Genomic DNA, 20,688 nt, shown 5'->3' on the forward strand with positions numbered 1-20,688 from the left:
TTCTAGTTAATCGGTTTTCGCCATCTCATCCAAAAGGGCCTTTTTCACATCATACAGCTTCTGGGAGAGATCCACATGCACTTCGTGCGGGTAGAAGAGACGCTTGGTCTCCTCCCACAGGGTGTTCTTCTCCTGGCGGCAGTAGTCGGCGATTTCTGTGACGGTGGGAGACTGGTAAATGCACTCCCCATTCCGGAATATGGGGACAAGAATCTCCCGCATGGTGTAAGAGCCTCCGGGAAGTTTGGTTTTCTTCCAGGTCTCGATCGGATCAAAGAGCAGAAGATCTTTGCTGGTGTCGTATTTTTCGCCTACAAAGCAGATCAGGTCCGCTTTGATTTTTCCTGTTGCTTTATCATAGATCCGATAGATTGTCTTGTTTCCAGGATTGGTGATTTTTTCTGTGTTTTCTGAAATTTTGATCTTAGGGATAAACTCTCCGTTTTTATCCATGGTAGCGGCCAGCTTATAGACGCCGCCAAAGGAAGGACAGTCTTTGGAGGTGATCAGGTTTGTGCCTACACCCCAGGAGTCGATCTTAGCGCCCTGCAGTTTCAGGTCGTGGAGCAGGTATTCGTCCAAATCGTTGGAAGCGCAGATGGTAGCGTCCGGGAAACCGGCCTCATCCAGCATCTTGCGGGCTTCTTTAGAAAGATAAGCAAGGTCTCCGCTGTCTAAGCGGATTCCATATTTCTTCAGAACATGACCTTCCTTTTTGCACTCTTGAAAAACCCGGATGGCATTTGGTACTCCTGATTTAAGAGTATCGTAAGTGTCTACCAGGAGGGTGCAGTTATCGGGATACATATCCGCGTAAGTCTTGAAAGCGGTATATTCATCTTCAAAACTCATGATCCAGCTGTGAGCGTGAGTTCCCATTACAGGTACGTCAAAAAGCTGCCCGGCCAGTACATTGGAGGTTCCGATACAGCCGCCGATCATAGCCGCCCTTGCGCCGTAAAGACCGGCATCCGGTCCCTGGGCCCGCCTGAGCCCGAATTCCATGATACCGCTTCCATTTGCGGCGAAGACGATCCGGGAAGTTTTGGTAGCGATTAAAGACTGGTGATTGATGATGTTTAAGATCGCGGTTTCCACAAGCTGCGCTTCCATGATGGGAGCGATTACTTTTAAAAGAGGTTCCTTGGGGAATACCACAGTTCCCTCCGGGATGGCGTAAATGTCTCCGCTGAAATGAAATCCGCTTAAATAGTGCAGAAATTCTTCATCGAAGATTCCAAGTCCTCTCAGGTAATCTACATCTTCATAGGTGAAGTTCAGATTTTTGATGTAGCTGATGACCTGATCAAGCCCCGCGCATACAGAATATCCGTTATTACACGGGTTTTGCCGGAAGAACACGTCAAAGATGACGGTTTCATTCTGGGATTGTTTATAATAATAGCCCTGCATCATTGTCAATTCGTACAGGTCGGTCAACAGTGTCAGATCCTGTGTGTTCATTTGTTTGATTTATCTCCTTTGTCTCCTTTTCGGGCCTTTTGACCCTTGGTTACCCATCATTATAGCATTAGTATCTGGAAAATGGAAGAAAAAAAGCCGGGACCGGACCCTTATAAAAGGGCCTGGTTCCGGTTGATGGTTTCCTGTATGATATTCTGACAGTAAGACGCCAGTTTTTTGCGGGTTTCTTTGTCTAATTCATTGGGATAGATCGGTTTTCCATACTCAAGGATGACGTGAGTCTTCCGAACGAAAGGAAGATGGCTTTCAAAAATGGAGATCGTATTGTTCATACTGATAGGAATGATGGCGCAGCCAGTCTTTTCCGCGATTTTAAACGAGCCGCTGTGGAAGGGCAGCAGACTCAACTCTTCTCCAGTGTTGCGGGTTCCCTCGGGGAAAATGCAGATAGAGATTCCCTGTTTGATATAATCAATAGCCTGAAGGATGGTCTTTAAGCCTTCTTTGGGATTCTCCCGGTCCAGGAAGAGGCAGTAGAGCCGCTTCATCCAATCCCGGAGCAGGGGATAGCGCAGCATCTCTTTCTTGGCGATATATCCGGTCAGCCGCCGGCATCTGGAATAGGTAAGCAGAATGTCAAAATAGCTTCTGTGGTTGCCGATGAATAAAACCGGTTCGTCGGGCACATTTTCCTCCCCGATCACTGTGATCTTGGTACCGGCTGCGGTGAGCATCAGCTTAAATGTCCACTGCACCAGACGAAGACATTGATAATCTCTTGTTTTCTTGCTGAAGCATCCCACCAAAGCCTCGAAAAGGAGCACCGGGATGCCAAGGAGCAGATATAAGAACAGGATTAGAATAATGGTCAAAAATCTTATCATAAGTTAGGAACCTCACATTCATTTCTTAGTTTTGCACAGCACTAAAGAGTATTATACAACAAATTTGGAATTTTTCCTAGCACTGTTGTGTATCATGTTAAAGAGCAGATACCGTTTGCGGCGGTACTTATATAACAGGTGAAAGCAATGAAGCGTTTTAGAAACCGCGCGGCCGCTTTTCTTATGGCATGCGCCCTGCTTCTCCCGGCTTGCTCGATGCAGATCGACGATGAGGAAAAGCTGAGGGATATTGAGTATACGGTGGTAGATCCGGAGGAAGTGCCAGAGGAGCTTAACGCTCAGATCGAAGAGGAAAAGAAGGATGTTTTCCGTCTGACTTTTGCCGATGAAGGCTGGCTCTATCTTGCGAGAGGATATGGAGAGAAGGATACCAGCGGCTACAGCGTGGAGGTGGCGGAGTGCTGGGAATCTGATAATGCCGTCTGTCTGCGTACCCGGCTTACAGGCCCTTCCAGGGATGAAGAAATTGCAGAGGAAGCCACATGGCCATATCTTGTGGTGAAAATGGAGTATTGCGATAAGGATGTTATATTTTATTAAAAGAAAGGAGACAAAACAGATGGAATGTGAGAAGAGGAATTTCCAGGTATACCGTCAGGGAAGGACAGCCTTGGATCAATTCTATATGGATGAAGACTATAATGTACCCGATGCGAAAAGCGATGTAAAGCGTGTGATATTGAGCGAAGGAAATGTACATATTGAGGACATGAGTCTGGCAGAGAACTATGTGCGGGTCCAGGGAAATCTGAAGTTCCGGATCCTTTACGCGGCGGACGAGGAGATTCAGGGCCTGGCTTCTATGGAAGGCAGCTTTCCATTTGAGGAAATGGTTTATATGGAAGAACCTCCCATGGAGAATCTGTTTCTAAAAAGCGCCCAGGCGGACCTGGCGGTATCGGCGGTTCATTCCAGAAAGCTGAATATCCATGCTGTAGTCGAACTGCAGATCAGCTCTGAAGGGAGAGAAGAAATGGAGCTGACCGCAGATGCAAAGGGAGAAGAAACCCTGTATAAAAAATACAGGACCGAACAAATCCTGAAATTATTTGCCGTGCGTAAAGATACCTGCCGCATTCGGGAGGAGGCTCAGATCGGGGGTATGCAGGAAAGCATCGGCAGTCTTCTGTGGACAGATCTTGGCAGCAGGAAGCTGGATACCAGAGTAGGGACGGATGAACTTCTGCTGCAGGGGGAACTGCTTCTATTCTGCTTCTATGAATCTCCTGAGGGAAAAACAGACTGGATCGAGCAGACGCTTCCTTATGAGGGAAGGATGGAGTGTCCGGGCGCCCAGGATTCTATGTACCATCAGATCTATCCGGAGCTGAAAGACGTTCATATTGAAGCTCGTATGGATGAAAACGGGGAAATGCGCCTTCTTGGAGTGGAAGCGGTGATAGAGGCAAGGATCGTCCTTTATGAAGAGGAAGAGATGAGCCTGCTGGAAGATCTGTATTCTTTAAAACAGGTGTGCGCGCCCAGGCGCCGGAGTGTGGTACCGGAGCAGCTTCTCATGCAGAATCATTCAAAGTGTAAGGTGACAGAGCGGCTTTCTCTTCCGGAGATCCAGGATGATATCCTGCAGATCTGCCATAGCGGCGGAAGGATTCAGCTGGAAAATGTGTCGCCGCAAGAGGAGGGGCTTTCTATCGAGGGCGTGCTGCATGTTTCCTTTCTATATGTAAAGGCGGATGACGCGCTGCCATTTGATGTGTGGCAGGGAATGGTGCCTTTCTCCTATCTGCTGGAAAGCAACGCCACCAGCCCGGATATGGAAAGCGACCTGACATGCGGCGTGGAACAGCTTGCGGTAGGGCTTCTGGGAAATGGGGAGGTGGAAGTAAAAGCAGTGCTGGCTTTTAACAGCTTCTTGAGAAAACCGGTGCCGATCGAGAATATTGAAGAGGTGGAGACGCGGCCGGAAGATCTAAGAGAAATAGAGAACCGTCCGGGAATCATCGGTTATGTGATCCGGGAAGGGGATGAACTATGGGATCTCGCTAAACGATACCACACTACAGTAGAAGGAATACAGCAGATCAATGGAATTGAGGATTCCAAAGTTAAGCCGGGAGAAAAACTATTGATTTTTAAAGAAAATATGGGTATACTATAAAGACATTGTATACAAGATACATAGTACAAACAAAGTACAAAAGCAAGGGGAAACATAGATGGAAAAGATGGAACTAAGAGCGCTGGGCAAGATCAACTTAGGACTGGATGTGCTGGGAAGACGGGAAAATGGTTATCACGACGTGCGGATGGTAATGCAGACGGTGTACCTTTATGACCTGATCACACTGGAACTTACAAGAGAACCGGGGATCGAGATAAAGACCAATCTTTCTTTTCTTCCGGTAAATGAGAATAATCTGGCGTATCGGGCCGCAAAACTTCTGATGGATGAGTTTAAGATCCAGGATGGGATCCGGATCTCGTTAGAAAAACATATACCGGTGTCCGCGGGAATGGCAGGGGGAAGTTCTAACGCGGCGGCAGTCTTATATGGATTAAACCGGATGTTTGATCTGAAGCTTACGGATCAGCAGTTGATGGAGCGGGGAGTGACGCTGGGGGCTGACGTTCCTTATTGTATCTTACGGGGAACGGTGCTGGCGGAAGGGATCGGGGAGATCCTGACGCCTCTTCCTCCAATGCCCCGCTGCTATGTGCTTTTGGCGAAACCGCCGGTGAATGTATCTACAAAGGCGGTTTATGAGAAGCTGGACGCCTGCCGGATCGAAAGACATCCCGACATCAGCGGGATCTTGGAAGGACTGGAGGAGCAGGATCTTCATAAGGTGGCGGGAGCTATGGGGAATGTCCTGGAAGAGGTCACGGCGGGAGATTATCCGGTGATCGACGAGATCAAGAAGGTAATGAAAGAAGGCGGAGCGCTGAATGCCATGATGAGCGGAAGCGGTCCAACGGTATTTGGCATCTACGACGACCGGAGAAAGGCGAAAGCGGCGGCGTCTAAGATAAGGGAACAGAAGCTTGCAAGGCAGGTGTATGTGACAAACGTACATAACGCAAGGAGGAGATAAAACATGGAATCCAATTTTAATGTCAGTATGAATGAGTACCTTCCGCTCAGAGATGTGGTATTCAATACACTCAGACAAGCGATCCTGCGGGGAGAACTGAAGCCGGGAGAGCGGTTGATGGAGATCCAGCTTGCCAACAAACTGGGAGTGAGCCGCACACCGGTGCGGGAAGCGATCCGCAAGCTGGAGCTGGAAGGATTAGTGCTGATGATCCCGCGAAAAGGCGCGGAAGTGGCGGATATTTCGGAGAAAAGTCTGCGGGATGTCCTGGAAGTGAGGGAAGCGCTGGAAGAACTGGCGGTGCGGCTGGCCTGCGATAAGATTACGAAAGAGGGGATCGAGGAACTTAAGAAGGCGGCCCAGGATTTCAGAAAAGTACTTAAAAGTCATGATATTACAGAAATCGCGGAGGCAGACGTGCGGTTTCATGATGTGATCTGTATCATTACAGAGAACCAGAAACTGGTCCAGCTTCTGAATAATCTGCGGGAACAAATGTACCGTTACCGCATCGAGTATCTGAAAGACCCGGAAATTTATGAAAAGCTTCTGGATGAGCATGAGGAGATCATCCGGCATATTGAGAAGGGCGAGAAAGAAGAGGCCGCCAAAGTGGTCTCGCAGCATATTGAGAACCAGGCTCAGGCGGTCACGGATGTGATCCGAACGAAAAAGAATTAAGTATATGGTATAAACACGGGAAAATATGTGCAGACTCCAGACAACCAAGATCAAGGAGGTACATAAACCGTGGGAAAAGGGAAAAGATTTAGAATTGGAATAGAAAACAGAAGGGTACAGAAAGTGATCTGCATCGTGCTGGCATTCTGCAGCGCATTTCTTTTGACAGGGTCAGTGGCGGAGCGAAGGAATCTGTCTGTGGAGGCGAAGGTAAGCTCTCTGCAGGAAGACCTGGCGGAAGAAGTGCTTCGCTTCCATGTGGTCGCCAACAGCGACAGCCAGGAAGACCAGGCGGCAAAATACCAGGTGCGGGATGCGGTCATCGCTTATATGCGCCAGTCCCTTGGAACGGGAGAGGAAACATCCCTGGAACAGACCAAAGAGTGGGCGAAAGATCATCTTGGGGAGATCGAGGCAGTTGCCAGAAACGTGGTGCGGGCCGGGGGAGGAACCTATGAGGTCCGGGCTAAAATGGCGAACCTCTATTTCCCGGACAAGCGGTATGGAGACGTGTGGTTCCCCAAAGGCCGTTATGAAGCTCTCCGCGTGGAACTGGGAGACGGAGTCGGACGAAACTGGTGGTGCGTCCTCTATCCCAATCTCTGCTTTACCGATACGACCTGCGCGGTGGTGACGGACGAAGGTCGGCAGGAACTGGAGCATGTTTTGACGGAAGAAGAGTACGAGATGGTGACAGCCACCTCAGACTTTAAGATAAAATCATTTTTCTTTGGAGATTTATTTGGAGAAACGTAAGAAGCGGCAGGAGAATTGATATGACTGAATTCTTGGTAAGACATTTTGTAAAAGAGCATGAAGCGGTAGAAAAGGTGTCTGTCCGTACGGCCTACGGAGTGCTGGCCAGTATGGTAGGCATCTTTTGCAATATTTTCTTATTTATAGTAAAGTGGCTGATCGGATTTTTTCTGCAGAGCCTGTCAGTTATGGCGGATGCTTTTAATAATCTTTCGGATGCGGGCGGCTCGATCATCAGTCTGGTAGGCGTCAAGATGGCGGAAAAGCCGGCGGATAAGGATCATCCTTTCGGACATGGGAGGATTGAATACATAGCGGCGCTGGTGGTGGCGTTCCTGGTGCTGGAAGTTGGATTTACCTTCTTCAAAGACGCGGTGGGCAAGATCCGGGAACCGGAAGCTATGCGTTTCCAGCTGGTATCTATCGTTATTTTGTCGCTTTCGGTAGGAGTGAAGCTGTGGCTGTCCGTTTTTAACCGGAAACTGGGGAAGAGGATCGATTCGAAAGTGTTGCAGGCCTCAGCCGCAGATGCTATCGGAGATGTGATCACTACATCCGCGACGATTATTTCCGTACTGTTTTGGCGGATTACGGGGTTGAATATCGATGGGTTCGTAGGCCTTGGCGTGTCTTTAGTCATTATGTGGGCAGGCATCGGAATTGCCAGAGACACGCTGGAACCTTTGATCGGGGAACCGGTTTCCAGGGAAGAATATGAGAAGATCACGAAGTTTGTGGAACAATACGAGGGGATCATGGGAAGCCATGACCTGATCGTCCATAATTATGGGCCGGGAAGAAGTATGGCTTCGATTCACGCGGAGGTGCCGAATGATGTGGATATCGAAGAATCCCATGAGATCATCGACCGGATCGAGCGGGACGCGGTTAAAAATCTGGGAATTTTCCTGGTCATCCACATGGACCCGGTGGAAACCAAGGATGCCCAGGTGCTGGCGGTGAAAAACCAAGTGGAACAGATCCTGGACGCGGTAGACAGGAACGTGACCATCCATGATTTCCGTATGGTGGATGGAAAAGAGCAGATCAACCTGATCTTCGATATGGTGGTGCCATATGAATATGATGATGAGAAGCAGACCCAGCTTCGCCGTACGGTGGAAAAGCTTCTGCATATCGCAGATCCAAGGTATCAGTGTGTGATCACGGTGGAAAGGAGTTACATAGATGTTGAGAAGGGATAACGCATATTCATTTGTAAGCAGGGTAAGATTCAGCGAGATCGACCATACCAAGAAGATCACGCTCCCGGGGATCATTAATTATTTCCAGGACTGCAGTATCTTTCAGTCGGAGAGCCTGGGGCTTGGCGTAGATTATCTGGCGGAGCATGGGAAGGCGTGGGTGCTTTCTGCCTGGCAGGTGATCGTGGATCGGTATCCCAAACTGGGAGAAGAGATCCAGATCCATACCTGGGCTACCGGATTTAAAGGGTTCATTGGAAACCGGAACTTCTGTATGACAGACGGCAAGGGAGAGACTGTGGCCTATGCCAATTCAATCTGGTCGTATATGGATATGAGAAAAGGCAGGCCGGTACGGCCGTCCCAGGAGGAAGCGGCTTCCTATGGGATGGGAGAACCGCTTGCTATGGAATATGCGCCCCGGAAGATCGAACTGCCGGAAGGATTCCAGCAAAAGCCCTCTTTCCCTGTGCGGAAATATCATATTGATACCAATGAGCATGTGAATAATTGCCAATATGTACAGATGGCGCTGGAATCTTTGGATGAAGAGATCCAGGTGAGGCAGATGCGGGCGGAATATAAGAAGTCGGCAGTCTATAAAGATGTGATCATGCCGCGGGTGTCGAGGGAAGAAGACCGGATCGTAGCGGCTTTATGCGGCGCGGATCAAGAGACTTACGCAGTGGTAGAATTCCAGACAGAAACGGGCGGCTGTAAGTAAACCAGGCACACGCATCAGAAAGAACACAAGGAGAAACGTATGAGGTTAGAAGAATATTTAGGAAAAAAGCGGACGCTGATGATCGTCAAAAAAGTAGAGTTTGGAGTCTATCTTGGAACAAAGGAGGACAAGGTGCTTCTGCCGGGGAAACAGGTGCCCAAGGGATTAGAAGCAGGAGACCCGGTGGAAGTATTTTTGTACCGGGATTCAGACGACCGCCTGATCGCTACCACAGCGGAGCCTAAGATCCAGCTGGGAGAGATCCGGAAACTTAAGGTAGTGGATACCGGACGCATTGGAGCCTTTTTAGACTGGGGGCTGGAGAAGGATCTGCTGCTTCCGTTCCGGGAGCAGACCAAGAAAGTCAAAGTGGGGGATCAGGTGCTGGCGGCCCTCTATGTGGACCGGTCGGGAAGACTGTGCGCCACCATGAAGCTGTATGAACGGCTGCGCCAGGATGCCCCTTATAAAAAGGATGATATGGTCCAGGGGACGGTGTATGAAACCAGCGATAATTTCGGGGTGTTTGTGGCGGTGGACGACTGCTACAGCGCGTTGATCCCAAAGCGAGAAGTCTATGGAGAACTTCAGGCAGGAGACGTGGTAGAAGCAAGAGTGACCAGGGTCCATGAGGACGGGAAAATGGACTTAAGTCTCCGCAAGAAAGCCTTCCTTCAGATGGATGAGGACGCCGGGAAAGTGCTGGAACGGCTCAAAGAGAACGGAGGAAGTCTTCCTTTTACCGATAAGGCGGATCCGGAACTGATCAAAAGGGAGCTTGGACTTAGTAAAAATGCCTTTAAAAGAGCGGTAGGACGACTGCTGAAAGAGCAGAAGATACAAATTACCGAAAAGACTATTGAATTCCTGGAAAAATAAGTTATAATTAGGGCGTAAACATAGAAACCGAAAGGAGATCTAAGAGATGAAAGTACAGAATATCACAGATATTGATAAGTTCTTTAAAGTAGTAGATTCATGCAAAGGAAAAGTAGAGCTGGTAACAGGAGAAGGAGACAGACTGAATCTGAAGTCCAAACTGTCTCAGTATGTATCCATGGCAAATATCTTCTCTAACGGTGAGATCCCGGAATTAGAGCTTGTGGCTCATGAGCCGGAAGATATTGATAAGCTGGTTTCCTTTATGATCAACGGTTAATTTTAACAAAACATAAGGAAGCGAATGTAGAGACTCTCTGCCAGGAACATGGCAGGGAGTTTTGTTTCAATGAATCAGACAAAGGAGCGGCTATGAGTTTTGCGCATCTGCACGTCCATACGGAGTATAGTCTTCTGGACGGATCTAATAAAATCAAAGAATGTATTGCCAGGGTCAAAGAACTGGGAATGGACAGCGTGGCCATCACGGACCATGGCGTGATGTACGGAGTGATCGATTTCTACCGGGCGGCCAAGGCGGCGGGCATCCGGCCGATCCTGGGCTGTGAGGTATATGTGGCGCCTGGATCCAGATTTGATAAGGAAGCCGGAGGCGACCGGGAGGAGAGGTATTATCATTTGGTTCTTCTGGCGGAGAATGATCTGGGATATCACAATCTGATGAAAATCGTTTCCAGAGGATTTACGGAAGGATATTATTACCGTCCCCGTGTGGATATGGAAATCCTGGAGCGGTATCACGAGGGCATCATTGCCTTGAGCGCATGTCTGGCTGGAGAGGTGCAGAGAAATATCGCCAGAGGCATGTATGAAGAAGGAAAGGCTGCTGCTCTGCGCTATCAGCAGATTTTCGGCGAAGGGAACTTCTTCCTGGAGCTTCAGGACCATGGCATCCCCCAGCAGAAAATGGTCAACCAGGGTCTGGTGCGGATGGCGGGAGAGACCGGCATTGAGCTGGTGGCTACCAATGACGTCCATTATACCTATGCGGAAGATGAGAAGCCTCACGATATCCTTCTGTGCATCCAGACAGGAAAGAAGATTGCCGACGAGGACCGGATGCGCTATGAAGGCGGCCAGTACTACATCAAGTCGGAAGAAGAGATGCGGGAACTGTTCCCCTATGCGCCGCAGGCGCTGGAAAACACTCAAAAGATCGCCCAGCGCTGCAACGTGGAGATTGAATTTGGAGTGACCAAGCTTCCGAAATTCGATGTGCCGGAAGGCTATACTTCCTGGGAATATTTAAATAAGCTGTGCCGGGAAGGCTTTGAGAAAAGATATCCTGACGCCGGAGAAGACCTGAAGGAACGGCTGGAATATGAGCTGTCCACCATTCACACCATGGGGTATGTGGACTATTTCCTGATCGTGTGGGATTTCATCCGCTACGCCAGGGATCATGGGATCATGGTAGGACCGGGGCGAGGGTCCGCCGCGGGGAGCATCGTGTCCTACTGTTTGGGGATCACCAGCATCGACCCGATCAAATACCAGCTTCTGTTTGAGCGTTTTCTGAATCCGGAGCGTGTGTCCATGCCGGATATTGACGTGGACTTCTGCTTTGAGCGGCGCCAGGAGGTCATTGATTATGTGGTGAGAAAATACGGAAGCGACCGGGTGGTACAGATCGTCACCTTTGGTACTCTGGCGGCCCGCGGTGTGATCCGGGATGTGGGCCGGGTCATGGACCTGCCCTATGCTTTTGTGGACAGTATTGCCAAGATGGTTCCTCAGGAATTAAATATTACTTTGGAGAAAGCGCTGAAGATGAGTCCGGAACTTCGGAAATCATACGAGGAAGATCCCCAGGTCAAAGAACTGGTGGACATGTCCATGCGTCTGGAAGGACTTCCCAGACATACTTCCATGCACGCGGCGGGCGTCGTCATCAGCCAGAAGGCTATCGATGAGTATGTTCCCCTTTCCCTGGGATCTGACGGTTCTGTGACAACCCAGTTTACCATGACGACCCTGGAAGAACTGGGCCTGCTGAAGATGGATTTCCTGGGCCTGCGGACCTTGACGGTGATCCAGGATGCGGCCCGTCTGGCGGGACAAAGCGCGGGACATGCCATAGACATCAACCAGATCGACTACGATGACAAAGCTGTGCTGGATTCCATAGGGACAGGAAAGACGGACGGCGTCTTCCAGCTGGAAAGCGCGGGGATGAAGAGCTTCATGAAGGAACTGAAACCGCAGAGCCTGGAAGATATCATCGCCGGAATTTCCCTGTACCGTCCGGGTCCTATGGATTTTATCCCTAAGTATATCAAAGGGAAGAACAACGCGGATACCATTACTTATGACTGCCCTCAGCTGAAACCCATCCTGGAACCCACATACGGCTGTATTGTCTATCAGGAGCAGGTTATGCAGATCGTGCGGGATCTGGGAGGATATACTCTTGGGAGGAGCGACCTGGTGCGCCGGGCAATGTCAAAGAAAAAGGGCGATGTCATGAAGAAGGAACGCCAGAATTTTGTCTATGGAAACAAGGAGGAAGGCGTTCCGGGCTGTGTGGCGAATGGAATTGATGAGAAGACCGCCAATAAGATCTATGACGAGATGATCGACTTCGCTAAGTACGCCTTTAATAAATCCCACGCCGCCGCGTACGCGGTGGTGGCCTATCAGACGGCGTGGCTGAAATATTATTATCCAGTAGAGTTTATGGCGGCGCTTATGACCTCTGTCATTGATAATCCGGGAAAGGTAGCAGAGTATGTCTATAGCTGCCGGCAGATGGGAATTCGGATCCTGCCGCCGGATATCAATGAGGGATTTGGGAACTTCTCTGTGGACAGCGGAAATATCAGATACGGCCTCGCGGCGATCAAGAGTATCGGCCGGCCGGTGATCGAGGCGGTGATCCGGGAGCGTGAAAGCGCGGGGAAATTCCGCAGTTTGAAAGATTTCATTGAGCGGATGGCTGGAAAAGAAGTGAACAAAAGAGTCATCGAACATTTTATCAAGTCAGGAGCGTTTGATAGTCTGGGAGGGACTAGAAAACAGTTTATGGTGGTCTACATCCAGCTGATGGATCAGGTCAGCCAGGAGCGGAAATATTCCATGACAGGGCAGATGTCCCTGTTCGATATGGTGGGAGAGGATCAGAAAGCAGAATTTGACGTCCAGCTGCCAGATGTGGGAGAATATGAAAAAGAAACGCGGCTGTCTTTTGAAAAAGAAGTGCTGGGCGTGTATCTGAGCGGCCATCCCATGGAAGAATATGAAGAGAGGTGGCGGAAAGGGATCACCCGGACCACATTGGATTTCCAGTTGGACGAAGAGACTGGACGGACCAAAGTGCACGACGGTGTGAAAGAGACGATCGGAGGGATCATCTCAGGGAAAACGATCAAATATACCAAGAATAATAAGACGATGGCTTTCCTTACTATTGAGGACCTGGCAGGTACCGTAGAAGTGGTAGTGTTTCCCAGGGACTATGAGAAGAATCAGCAGTATCTTACTGAGGAGAGCAAAGTCTTTATCCGGGGAAGGGTCTCGGAAGAGGACGATGCGGCCAGCAAATTGATCTGCGAAGCGGTGGTCCCCTTTGACCAGACCAGGAAAGAACTGTGGCTCCAGTATGAGAAGAAAGAGGACTTCCTGGCCAGAGAAAAGGAACTCTATGAGATCATCGGTGATTCGGAAGGAGAGGATCAGGTGGTGATCTACTGCAAGGCGGAACGGGCGGTAAAACGGCTGCCAAGAGGCAGAAATGTCCGTGTAGATGCCGCCCTTTTGAACAGATTGACGAATTATCTGGGTGAATCTTGCGTAAAAGTGATGGAAAAACCAATTGAAAACCTAAGATAATTCATGTAAAATGAAGCACGGATATAGAAAATGAAACAGGAAACCGATACGAACAACGGGAGGAATTAGAATGGCAGATAAGATTATTCGTACGATAGGTGTTTTGACCAGCGGAGGCGATGCGCCGGGAATGAATGCGGCGATCCGGGCAGTTGTCAGGACGGCGTTGGGAAAAGGTCTGAAAGTCAGAGGAATCAGACGTGGTTATCAGGGACTGTTGAATGAGGAGATCATAGATATGTCCGCCAGAGATGTGTCCGATACGATCCAGCGTGGAGGAACCATCCTGCAGACGGCGCGCTGCGCGGAGATGCGTACGGAAGAGGGGCAGCAGAAAGCGGCGGCGATCTGCAAGAAATATGGGATCGATGGCCTGGTAGTCATTGGCGGAGACGGTTCCTTCGCAGGCGCCCAGAAGCTGGCGAACTTCGGGATCAATACCATCGGGCTTCCGGGAACCATCGACCTGGATATCGGATGTACCGAATATACGATCGGATTCGATACCGCGGTGAATACCGCAATGGAAGCGATCGATAAGGTAAGGGACACATCCACTTCTCATGAGCGCTGCTCCATTATCGAGGTAATGGGAAGAGATGCGGGATATCTGGCGCTCTGGTGCGGAATCGCCAATGGCGCGGAGCGTATCCTGATGCCGGAAGAGCACGATTACAATGAGGATGCGATCGTAGCAGATATTCAGGAATGTCGGAAGCGCGGCAAGAAGAATTATATCATTATCAACGCGGAAGGAATCGGAGATTCCATGAATATGGCTAAGCGGATCGAGGAAGCGACAGGAATGGAAACGAGAGCTACTGTACTTGGCCACATGCAGCGCGGAGGAAGCCCGACCTGCAAAGACAGGGTATATGCTTCTATTATGGGGGCGATGGCGGTAGACCTTCTGCTGGAAGGCAAGACAAACCGCGTGGTAGGATACAGGCACGGCCAGTATGTAGATTTTGATATTGATGAAGCGTTGAATATGAAGAAAGAAATTCCGGCTTATCAGTATGAGATCGCGAAACAGCTGGCACTCTAAGATATAGAAGAGAAGGATATGACAAAAGAGGTATTATTATCCATTTCCGGTCTTCATTACGATGTGTTTACGGGGGCGGAGGAAGAGGAAAACGAGCTCATAGAAGTCATTACCCCGGCCTCTTATTACTATAAAAACGGGAAACATTATATCATCTATGAAGAGGTGGTAGAGGGACTTCCGGGAACGATCAAAAATAAAGTGAGGATTTCCGAATATGGGATGCTGGAAATTATAAAAAGCGGCATTTCCAATCTCCATATGATCTTTGAAAAAGATAAGATCAATATGACTCAGTATGAGACACCCTATGGGGAACTTCTGGTAGGCGTCTATACAAAGGACATCCGCGTGGAGGTTTCTGAGGAAGAAATGCACATCTGCGTTTCTTATGTATTGGATATCAATGGAGAAAAAGTGGCGGATTCAGAAATCGTTATGAACGTAAAATCAAAACAAGAATAAGTAAGTTGTCAATTGGGGCCGGGGGATTTTTAAAAATCCCCCGGCCCCAATTGCGCATTTCGTAAAAAAGCGAAAGTGGACAAACCGGGATACCGGTGGTAAAATGTGCGTAGAATAAAAACTTACTAGACCAAAGGAGACGTGTATCATGAAAATTGCAATTGGGTGCGATCCAAACGCGCAGGAAGCAAAAGAAGAACTGATGAAATTTATTGAGGCAAAAGGCTATGGTGAGCTGACAGATTTTGGAAGTGAAGATCCAATCTATGCCCATACCGCGATCAAGGTAGCCGAGGCAGTTGCGGCGGGCGAGTATGACAGGGGAATTCTGATCTGCGGTACCGGAATTGGAGTATCCATTGCCGCGAACAAAGTAAAAGGCGCATACGCGGCGCTGCTGTCCGATGTGTATTCCGCACAGCGCGCGCGTTTGAGTAATGATGCGAATATCGCCTGCATGGGAGCATTTACTTCAGGAAGTAAAGAGAGAGAACTGATGACAGAGGCGTTCCTGACAAACGAATTCGTGCCGGGATGTTCTTCCCAGCCAAAGGTAGATGCCTTCGTAGAGTATGATAAGAATCGGTAAGCTGTCAAAAAGGGACAGGGCATTTTCAATCGGGGCCGGGGGATTTTTAAAAATCCCCCGGCCCCGATTGAAAATTACTGAATAATCCCGCCGTCGTTGATGGCAATGATCCGGCATGGGCAAGCCTCGATGCCAACGATCTTGAGTGGCAGCATGAAGACTAATGCTCTGCCGTTCTCAATCTTATCCAGATTGGTTAAAGATTCTACCATAGCAAGATTGTTCTTGAATGCGAGATTATGGTTCGGCTGATCTGGAATGTTGAAGTTCTCAAGAGATGTGGCATCAGTTCCGATGGCGATGATCTTTTTCTCTCGAATCAGCCATTCCATAGCATCGCAGGCTACATACGGATATGGCTCCCAGTCGTCAGTCCGCCATTTCTTGTCAAGACCGGTATGAAGAAAGACGATATCTCCTTCTTTGATCTTATCATCATAAGCTTTGAATTCTTCCAGAGACATGCAGTCGCCGGCATTCTTATCTGTGAAATCCAGGACAACCGCTTCCCCGATCAGACTGGTCAGAGGGAAATTAGCCGCGTTCATGCCGCCTTCTACATGATGCAGCGGAAATTCCACATGAGTTCCGCAGTGGGTTGAGAAGGAAACATCACCGGACACATACCAGGTTCCAGGGCTGTGAGGCTCTCCGCGCTCTCCTAAGAAATCAACATCATAGACCCAGGTCTGCAGATTAAATGGTTCCTCTCTTGGGATCATCCGATGGCTTAACTCAACTACTTTGCTGAAATCAACTTTCATAACTGACATCTCCTTTTCTTCTTATTAAATAGTAGTTTTATTTGAGTATGTCCGCGCGTTTGGACATGGTCTCTTTCAGAACGGGATAAAGTTCTTTATAGATGGTGAAGTATTCGTTATACTGTTCGTGGGCTTTGGCGGAAGGAAGAATAGCGGGGTTCATAGTGAGCCATTCGCCCATCCGGCTGTAATCTGTGATAAACCCGGCGCCTACCGCGGCTAAAAAAGCATCTCCCAGCGGGGCCTCGATCTCCTGCACCGGCGTCAAGATTGGAAGACCGGTTACATCGGCAAAGATTTGTTTCCAGATCGAGGAACGGGCGCCTCCTCCTACCAGTACAATTTTTTCGATGGCAAGGTCTGAGTCTGTCATGGACTCCATGATGTGACGGAGAGAATAAGCAACAGACTCTAGAAGAGCCCGGTAAATGTGCCCTTTCGTGTGAGATAAAGTAAGTCCAAAAAGGACACCGGAAGCCTTCTCGTCCCAGATTGGAGTCCGTTCCCCCATGAAATATGGAAGGGCGACAAGTCCATCTGATCCGGGGCCGATATTCTGGGAAAGGATCATTTGCTCTAGTTCGTCATAGGTTCTGCTGGTATCATCTCCCATAAATTGATTGGCAAACCAGCGGGGAAGCGCGCCTGCGGTAGAGGACCCGCCATAAGTATAGCTGAACCTGGAAGGCTCGATACAGTAAGGCATGGATACCAGATCGGGATTGTCCGGCCTTCGGTCGTGAATATATCCCCAATTCAAGGAAGTGCCAAGTACCGCCGCGTTATCTCCGGGGCGCACAATCCCTGCGCTCAGCATAGAAGCGATACAGTCGACAGTGCCGGCGCACATGGGAACAGGAGAGGACAGGCCTAATTTCTTCTGATATTCCGGGGTTACAGTCCCGATGATATCGCTTGGACTGTGGAAATCTTTTGGCAGCGCCTCGTAAGGGATGCCCATTTCCCGGCACATATCCTTTGACCAGGAGTGAGTGCTGTAATCGTAGATTCCGCCTACATTTCCGGCAGAACAGTAATCCACCGTCAGTTTTCCGGTCATCTTATAAAGAATATAGCTGTGTATGGGGAGGATGTGTCGGATTTTTTCCCAGTTTTCCGGTTCGTTTTCTTTGACCCATAGTAATTTGGTGTAGCCAAAGTAGGAATCGGTGCCATTTCCTGTAGTCTGAAAAATGCGTTCTCTCCCGATCGTCTCTTCCACCATGCGGCGCTCTTTCTCCGCTCTGCGGTCCATCCAGATCAAGGCCGGACGTACGGACTTCATGGATTCATCGCACATAGCCCCGGTACCTCCATAGAGCGCGCTGATACAGATTGCTTCAATCGAGCTGTCCTGGGGCGGAAGGCTGGAGATGACAGCGTGTATGGTGGAGACGGCCGCTTCCAGCCAGACGTCTGGATCCTGTTCAGCCCAATTATTATGAAGCTGGATGATGCCGTATGTAGTAGAAGATTGAGAGAGTATGTGTCCATCTTTGTCTGTGGCAACAGCTTTTGTACCGGAAGTTCCAATATCACATCCAATGAAAATCTGTCTATTCATAAATAACCTCCTGCTGGCAGATGTGCCAGAACTATACGCCTAATTTTGCGTGAAGAAAATACATGGTTTTTTTCATCCGCTCATAGACGGCATCATCATCGTCTTCGAAAATTGTAACAACTTCCAGATACTGGGGGATATCGTTCAGTCCGGCTTCGGAAGTTGCCTTTATGATTCCTTCAGGGGTGACAATACCGTCCTGAGTGAAGTCCCAGTGCCGATCCCACTGCCCGTCTGTCTGCTGGAGATGGATAGAACCAATATAAGGGGCGCAGGTTTTAAGCCATAAGCCGATATCTGCCTCATCTTTTAAAAGGGGCTTATAAAGAGCGTGTCCCCAGTCGATCAAGAGTTTGATGGGGATATCACTTCCTTCTAGATCCTTCATCATCTGGACAGAGACGGAGGGGCTGTGGGGAAATTCTGTAATCAAAGGCGTTGCCTCGATATGGATTTCCTGAAGGCCGATCTGTTTGCCGTAAGATGCGATGGCGCGCAGGTGAGAAAGCATAGATTGATACAATTCTTCTCGTTTCTGCGGATTCCTTGCATCTTGATAATCCATGCCGCCCACAGGGGTCCCCATAATAGGAGAGCCAAGCTCCAGCGACAGATCGGCGGCCCGCTTGAAGAATTCTACCGAGATATCTTGCTGCTCCGGGTAGGGAGAGAGAAGCTGCGGGTAGGAATAGGAAGCCACGCCGCCAAATGTAGCATCGATAGATACGCCCGCATCGGCGAAGGCCTTCCGGTAGCGGTCGGCCATGGCTTTTCGCTTATCCTGCGGCCACCAGGGATCAATAAGATCCCATGTAAACTGGACATGCTCTACCTCGAAGTCCTTCCGGCACATGTGGGCCAGATAGTCAGGGCGGAGCCAACGTTTGACCGCGAAGGAAAGATTTAATCCGAATTTCATAGTTATACCTCCTTGTGGATTGATCACGCCTGAAGAGCTTCCTTCAGCTCTTTCATTCCGTTTTCGTATTCTTCCTTTGTGGGAGTTTTGCCATGGAAAGCGACTACATTCTCCATGAAGGAAACTCCTTTCCCTTTGATGGTGTGAGAAATGATTGCTGTCGGGCGGTCTTTGCATTTTCTGGCCATATCCAGAGCGTCAAAAATCTCTTCAAAATCATGCCCGTTGATCTCCAGGGTGTTCCAGCCAAAAGCGCGCCATTTGGCGGCAATATCCAGCATATCTTTGACCTTCTTTGTTTCGGCATCGTTCTGGAGTCCGTTGACGTCTGTAAAAGCAACCAGGTGATCCAAGTGATAATGAGAGGCGGTAGCCGCGGCTTCCCAGATTTCCCCCTCATTGATCTCGCCGTCGCCGATCATGCAGTAGACACGAGAGTCAATTTTCTGATGTCTGAGCCCAAGTGCCATGCCGCAGGCGGCAGACAATCCAATACCTAGGGAACCACTGGTCATCTCCACGCCGGGCGTCTTCTTCATATCAGGATGCCCCTGCAGCATAGAGTCGATGTGCCGAAAAGAAGTCATCAGCTTCTCTTTTGGAAAAAATCCGGCGTTTGCCAATGTGGCATAGAGGGCTGGAGCGGTGTGGCCTTTTGACAAAACAAAGCGATCCCGATCTTTTAGCTGCGGGCGTTTTGGATCATAGTGCATTTCGTCAAAATAGAGAGCTGTCAGGACTTCGACCATGGAAAATGATCCTCCAAGGTGGCCGGATTGGGCGTTGTAGATCATTTCCAGAATGTCTCTGCGGATGATATTTGCTTGTGTTTTTAAAATGGGAATATTTCTGGACATATCTTTTACCTACCTTTTCATACTGATTGCTTTTTTTGCTGCTTTTACAATGTGGGCGGAAGTAAGGCCGTATTTGGTATATAGTTCATCTTGGGAGCCGGATTCGCCAAAATGGTCATGGACGCCTACTTTTACTACAGGAACAGGATAGTTTTCTGACAAAAACTCACTGACCGCGCCGCCTAAGCCTCCAATGACTGAGTGATCTTCTGCGGTAACAAAGGCGCCGGTTTCCTTAGCTTTGTCTAATAGAAGATCCTCTGGCAGCGGCTTGATGGAATACATATTCAGTACGGTAGCCCGAATCCCCTCAGCGGCTAAGGCGGAGGCGGCGAGAAGGGCTTGCTCTGTCATTAATCCGCAGGCCGCGATTGTAACATCCGAACCATTGGCGAGAAGGTCGGCGCCTCCTGGGATGAATTCCTTAGAGCCGCTGAAGATATCTTCCGCGAGATCCCTCCCCAGTCTTAAATAGGCGGGCCCATTGTGTTTAAGCATGGCGCTTACAGCTGCTTTTGTCTCTGTTACGTCAGCGGCCGCAAAGACTTTGAAGTTTGGGAGAGTCCTTATGACGGCCATATCTTCCAATGCCTGGTGAGTAGCGCCGTCTTGACCAACGCAGAGACCGCTGTGGGTAGCGATGATCTTAACATTTAAATTGGGATAAGCGATTGCCTGCCGGATCTGTTCGAAAGGTTTTTCGGAAACAAACATAGAGAAACCGACAACAACAGGAATCAATCCGGTGGTTGCCATTCCGGCCGCGGTTCCGATCAGATCTGCTTCGCTGATCCCCACTCCAAACATTCTGTCCGGGTAGGCGGCTTGAAAATCTGTCAGTTTTAGAGCTCTTGCGGAATCGGCGTTAAGAACCACCATATTGGGATAGATTTCCGCGTTCTCCATTATTGTATCAATCATTGTGGAGCGAAAAGATTTTTTCATGGTTGTCATTTCCTTTCTGAAGAAAAATGGTTAAAACTCAATTGTTACTCAAAGTATACC

General features: G+C 49.2%; 20 protein-coding genes. 13 read left to right on the plus strand and 7 right to left on the minus strand.

Annotated elements, in window-relative coordinates:
• Positions 1 to 6 precede the first annotated feature (6 nt).
• Together FND36_02465 and FND36_02470 are read right to left on the minus strand one after the other, a co-directional pair.
• Positions 7 to 1,464 carry a nicotinate phosphoribosyltransferase gene (locus tag FND36_02465; protein ID QDW73007.1) on the minus strand — a complete coding sequence of 486 codons (1,458 nt, stop codon included), beginning with the start codon at positions 1,462 to 1,464 and terminating at the stop codon, positions 7 to 9.
• A 110-nt stretch (positions 1,465 to 1,574) separates the two neighbouring features.
• On the minus strand, positions 1,575 to 2,309 hold the full coding sequence (locus FND36_02470) for a 1-acyl-sn-glycerol-3-phosphate acyltransferase (GenBank protein QDW73008.1): 735 nt from the start codon (positions 2,307 to 2,309) through the stop codon (positions 1,575 to 1,577).
• Positions 2,310 to 2,456: 147 nt separating this feature from the next.
• On the opposite strand from FND36_02470, the gene FND36_02475 reads away from it, so the two are divergent.
• From FND36_02475 to FND36_02535, 13 genes are all read left to right on the plus strand, one after another.
• Positions 2,457 to 2,870, plus strand: a complete 414-nt coding sequence (locus FND36_02475; protein QDW73009.1) for a protease complex subunit PrcB family protein — start codon at positions 2,457 to 2,459, stop codon at positions 2,868 to 2,870.
• Between the two features lie 19 nt (positions 2,871 to 2,889).
• Positions 2,890 to 4,449, plus strand: a complete 1,560-nt coding sequence (locus tag FND36_02480; GenBank protein ID QDW73010.1) for a DUF3794 domain-containing protein — start codon at positions 2,890 to 2,892, stop codon at positions 4,447 to 4,449.
• A 58-nt stretch (positions 4,450 to 4,507) separates the two neighbouring features.
• Positions 4,508 to 5,383: a 4-(cytidine 5'-diphospho)-2-C-methyl-D-erythritol kinase gene (locus FND36_02485; protein QDW73011.1), complete on the plus strand. Its 876-nt coding sequence runs from the start codon at positions 4,508 to 4,510 to the stop codon at positions 5,381 to 5,383.
• Between the two features lie 3 nt (positions 5,384 to 5,386).
• On the plus strand, positions 5,387 to 6,064 hold the full coding sequence (locus FND36_02490; GenBank protein ID QDW73012.1) for a GntR family transcriptional regulator: 678 nt from the start codon (positions 5,387 to 5,389) through the stop codon (positions 6,062 to 6,064).
• A gap of 69 nt (positions 6,065 to 6,133) precedes the next feature.
• On the plus strand, positions 6,134 to 6,820 hold the full coding sequence (gene spoIIR / locus FND36_02495; protein ID QDW73013.1) for a stage II sporulation protein R: 687 nt from the start codon (positions 6,134 to 6,136) through the stop codon (positions 6,818 to 6,820).
• A 20-nt stretch (positions 6,821 to 6,840) separates the two neighbouring features.
• Complete coding sequence (locus tag FND36_02500; protein ID QDW73014.1) at positions 6,841 to 8,025, plus strand: cation transporter; 1,185 nt, start codon at positions 6,841 to 6,843, stop codon at positions 8,023 to 8,025.
• Positions 8,012 to 8,749 (plus strand): acyl-[acyl-carrier-protein] thioesterase, encoded by a 738-nt coding sequence (locus FND36_02505; GenBank protein QDW75516.1) that lies wholly within the window; start codon positions 8,012 to 8,014, stop codon positions 8,747 to 8,749. Before FND36_02500 ends, FND36_02505 begins: the two co-directional genes overlap by 14 nt.
• A gap of 39 nt (positions 8,750 to 8,788) precedes the next feature.
• Positions 8,789 to 9,628, plus strand: a complete 840-nt coding sequence (locus tag FND36_02510; GenBank protein ID QDW73015.1) for a S1 RNA-binding domain-containing protein — start codon at positions 8,789 to 8,791, stop codon at positions 9,626 to 9,628.
• A gap of 46 nt (positions 9,629 to 9,674) precedes the next feature.
• On the plus strand, positions 9,675 to 9,908 hold the full coding sequence (locus FND36_02515; protein ID QDW73016.1) for a polya polymerase: 234 nt from the start codon (positions 9,675 to 9,677) through the stop codon (positions 9,906 to 9,908).
• Positions 9,909 to 10,000: 92 nt separating this feature from the next.
• Entirely contained in the window at positions 10,001 to 13,477 is a 3,477-nt protein-coding gene (locus FND36_02520; protein ID QDW73017.1) for a DNA polymerase III subunit alpha, read from the plus strand.
• Positions 13,478 to 13,547: 70 nt separating this feature from the next.
• Positions 13,548 to 14,525: a 6-phosphofructokinase gene (pfkA, locus tag FND36_02525; protein ID QDW73018.1), complete on the plus strand. Its 978-nt coding sequence runs from the start codon at positions 13,548 to 13,550 to the stop codon at positions 14,523 to 14,525.
• Positions 14,526 to 14,543: 18 nt separating this feature from the next.
• Positions 14,544 to 14,990, plus strand: a complete 447-nt coding sequence (locus FND36_02530; GenBank protein QDW73019.1) for a DUF1934 domain-containing protein — start codon at positions 14,544 to 14,546, stop codon at positions 14,988 to 14,990.
• Positions 14,991 to 15,138: 148 nt separating this feature from the next.
• Positions 15,139 to 15,579, plus strand: a complete 441-nt coding sequence (locus FND36_02535; GenBank protein QDW73020.1) for an RpiB/LacA/LacB family sugar-phosphate isomerase — start codon at positions 15,139 to 15,141, stop codon at positions 15,577 to 15,579.
• Positions 15,580 to 15,653: 74 nt separating this feature from the next.
• Here the strand turns inward: FND36_02535 and FND36_02540 are convergent, their stop codons facing one another.
• Genes FND36_02540 through FND36_02560 form a run of 5 tightly spaced genes read right to left on the minus strand, consistent with a single transcriptional unit; the run spans position 15,654 to position 20,628 of the window.
• Positions 15,654 to 16,352, minus strand: a complete 699-nt coding sequence (locus FND36_02540) for a cyclase family protein (GenBank protein ID QDW73021.1) — start codon at positions 16,350 to 16,352, stop codon at positions 15,654 to 15,656.
• Positions 16,353 to 16,380: 28 nt separating this feature from the next.
• Entirely contained in the window at positions 16,381 to 17,907 is a 1,527-nt protein-coding gene (locus FND36_02545; GenBank protein ID QDW73022.1) for a hypothetical protein, read from the minus strand.
• A 31-nt stretch (positions 17,908 to 17,938) separates the two neighbouring features.
• Positions 17,939 to 18,826, minus strand: a complete 888-nt coding sequence (locus FND36_02550) for a TIM barrel protein (GenBank protein QDW73023.1) — start codon at positions 18,824 to 18,826, stop codon at positions 17,939 to 17,941.
• Positions 18,827 to 18,849: 23 nt separating this feature from the next.
• Positions 18,850 to 19,683 carry a transketolase gene (locus tag FND36_02555; GenBank protein ID QDW73024.1) on the minus strand — a complete coding sequence of 278 codons (834 nt, stop codon included), beginning with the start codon at positions 19,681 to 19,683 and terminating at the stop codon, positions 18,850 to 18,852.
• A 9-nt stretch (positions 19,684 to 19,692) separates the two neighbouring features.
• On the minus strand, positions 19,693 to 20,628 hold the full coding sequence (locus tag FND36_02560) for a transketolase family protein (GenBank protein ID QDW73025.1): 936 nt from the start codon (positions 20,626 to 20,628) through the stop codon (positions 19,693 to 19,695).
• Between the last annotated feature and the right edge of the window lie 60 nt (positions 20,629 to 20,688).

It is taken from the genome of Lachnospiraceae bacterium KGMB03038, from assembly GCA_007361935.1.
In the GTDB taxonomy this organism is placed as follows: Bacteria; Bacillota; Clostridia; order Lachnospirales; family Lachnospiraceae; genus Massilistercora.

Coding starts and splice junctions, on each gene's coding strand:
- FND36_02465 (QDW73007.1), bottom strand. CDS start 1,464: ATGAACACACAGGATCTGACACTGTTGACCGACCTGTACGAATTGACA.
- FND36_02470 (QDW73008.1), bottom strand. CDS start 2,309: ATGATAAGATTTTTGACCATTATTCTAATCCTGTTCTTATATCTGCTC.
- FND36_02475 (QDW73009.1), top strand. CDS start 2,457: ATGAAGCGTTTTAGAAACCGCGCGGCCGCTTTTCTTATGGCATGCGCC.
- FND36_02480 (QDW73010.1), top strand. CDS start 2,890: ATGGAATGTGAGAAGAGGAATTTCCAGGTATACCGTCAGGGAAGGACA.
- FND36_02485 (QDW73011.1), top strand. CDS start 4,508: ATGGAAAAGATGGAACTAAGAGCGCTGGGCAAGATCAACTTAGGACTG.
- FND36_02490 (QDW73012.1), top strand. CDS start 5,387: ATGGAATCCAATTTTAATGTCAGTATGAATGAGTACCTTCCGCTCAGA.
- FND36_02500 (QDW73014.1), top strand. CDS start 6,841: ATGACTGAATTCTTGGTAAGACATTTTGTAAAAGAGCATGAAGCGGTA.
- FND36_02510 (QDW73015.1), top strand. CDS start 8,789: ATGAGGTTAGAAGAATATTTAGGAAAAAAGCGGACGCTGATGATCGTC.
- FND36_02515 (QDW73016.1), top strand. CDS start 9,675: ATGAAAGTACAGAATATCACAGATATTGATAAGTTCTTTAAAGTAGTA.
- FND36_02520 (QDW73017.1), top strand. CDS start 10,001: ATGAGTTTTGCGCATCTGCACGTCCATACGGAGTATAGTCTTCTGGAC.
- pfkA (QDW73018.1), top strand. CDS start 13,548: ATGGCAGATAAGATTATTCGTACGATAGGTGTTTTGACCAGCGGAGGC.
- FND36_02530 (QDW73019.1), top strand. CDS start 14,544: ATGACAAAAGAGGTATTATTATCCATTTCCGGTCTTCATTACGATGTG.
- FND36_02535 (QDW73020.1), top strand. CDS start 15,139: ATGAAAATTGCAATTGGGTGCGATCCAAACGCGCAGGAAGCAAAAGAA.
- FND36_02540 (QDW73021.1), bottom strand. CDS start 16,352: ATGTCAGTTATGAAAGTTGATTTCAGCAAAGTAGTTGAGTTAAGCCAT.
- FND36_02545 (QDW73022.1), bottom strand. CDS start 17,907: ATGAATAGACAGATTTTCATTGGATGTGATATTGGAACTTCCGGTACA.
- FND36_02550 (QDW73023.1), bottom strand. CDS start 18,826: ATGAAATTCGGATTAAATCTTTCCTTCGCGGTCAAACGTTGGCTCCGC.
- FND36_02555 (QDW73024.1), bottom strand. CDS start 19,683: ATGTCCAGAAATATTCCCATTTTAAAAACACAAGCAAATATCATCCGC.
- FND36_02560 (QDW73025.1), bottom strand. CDS start 20,628: ATGAAAAAATCTTTTCGCTCCACAATGATTGATACAATAATGGAGAAC.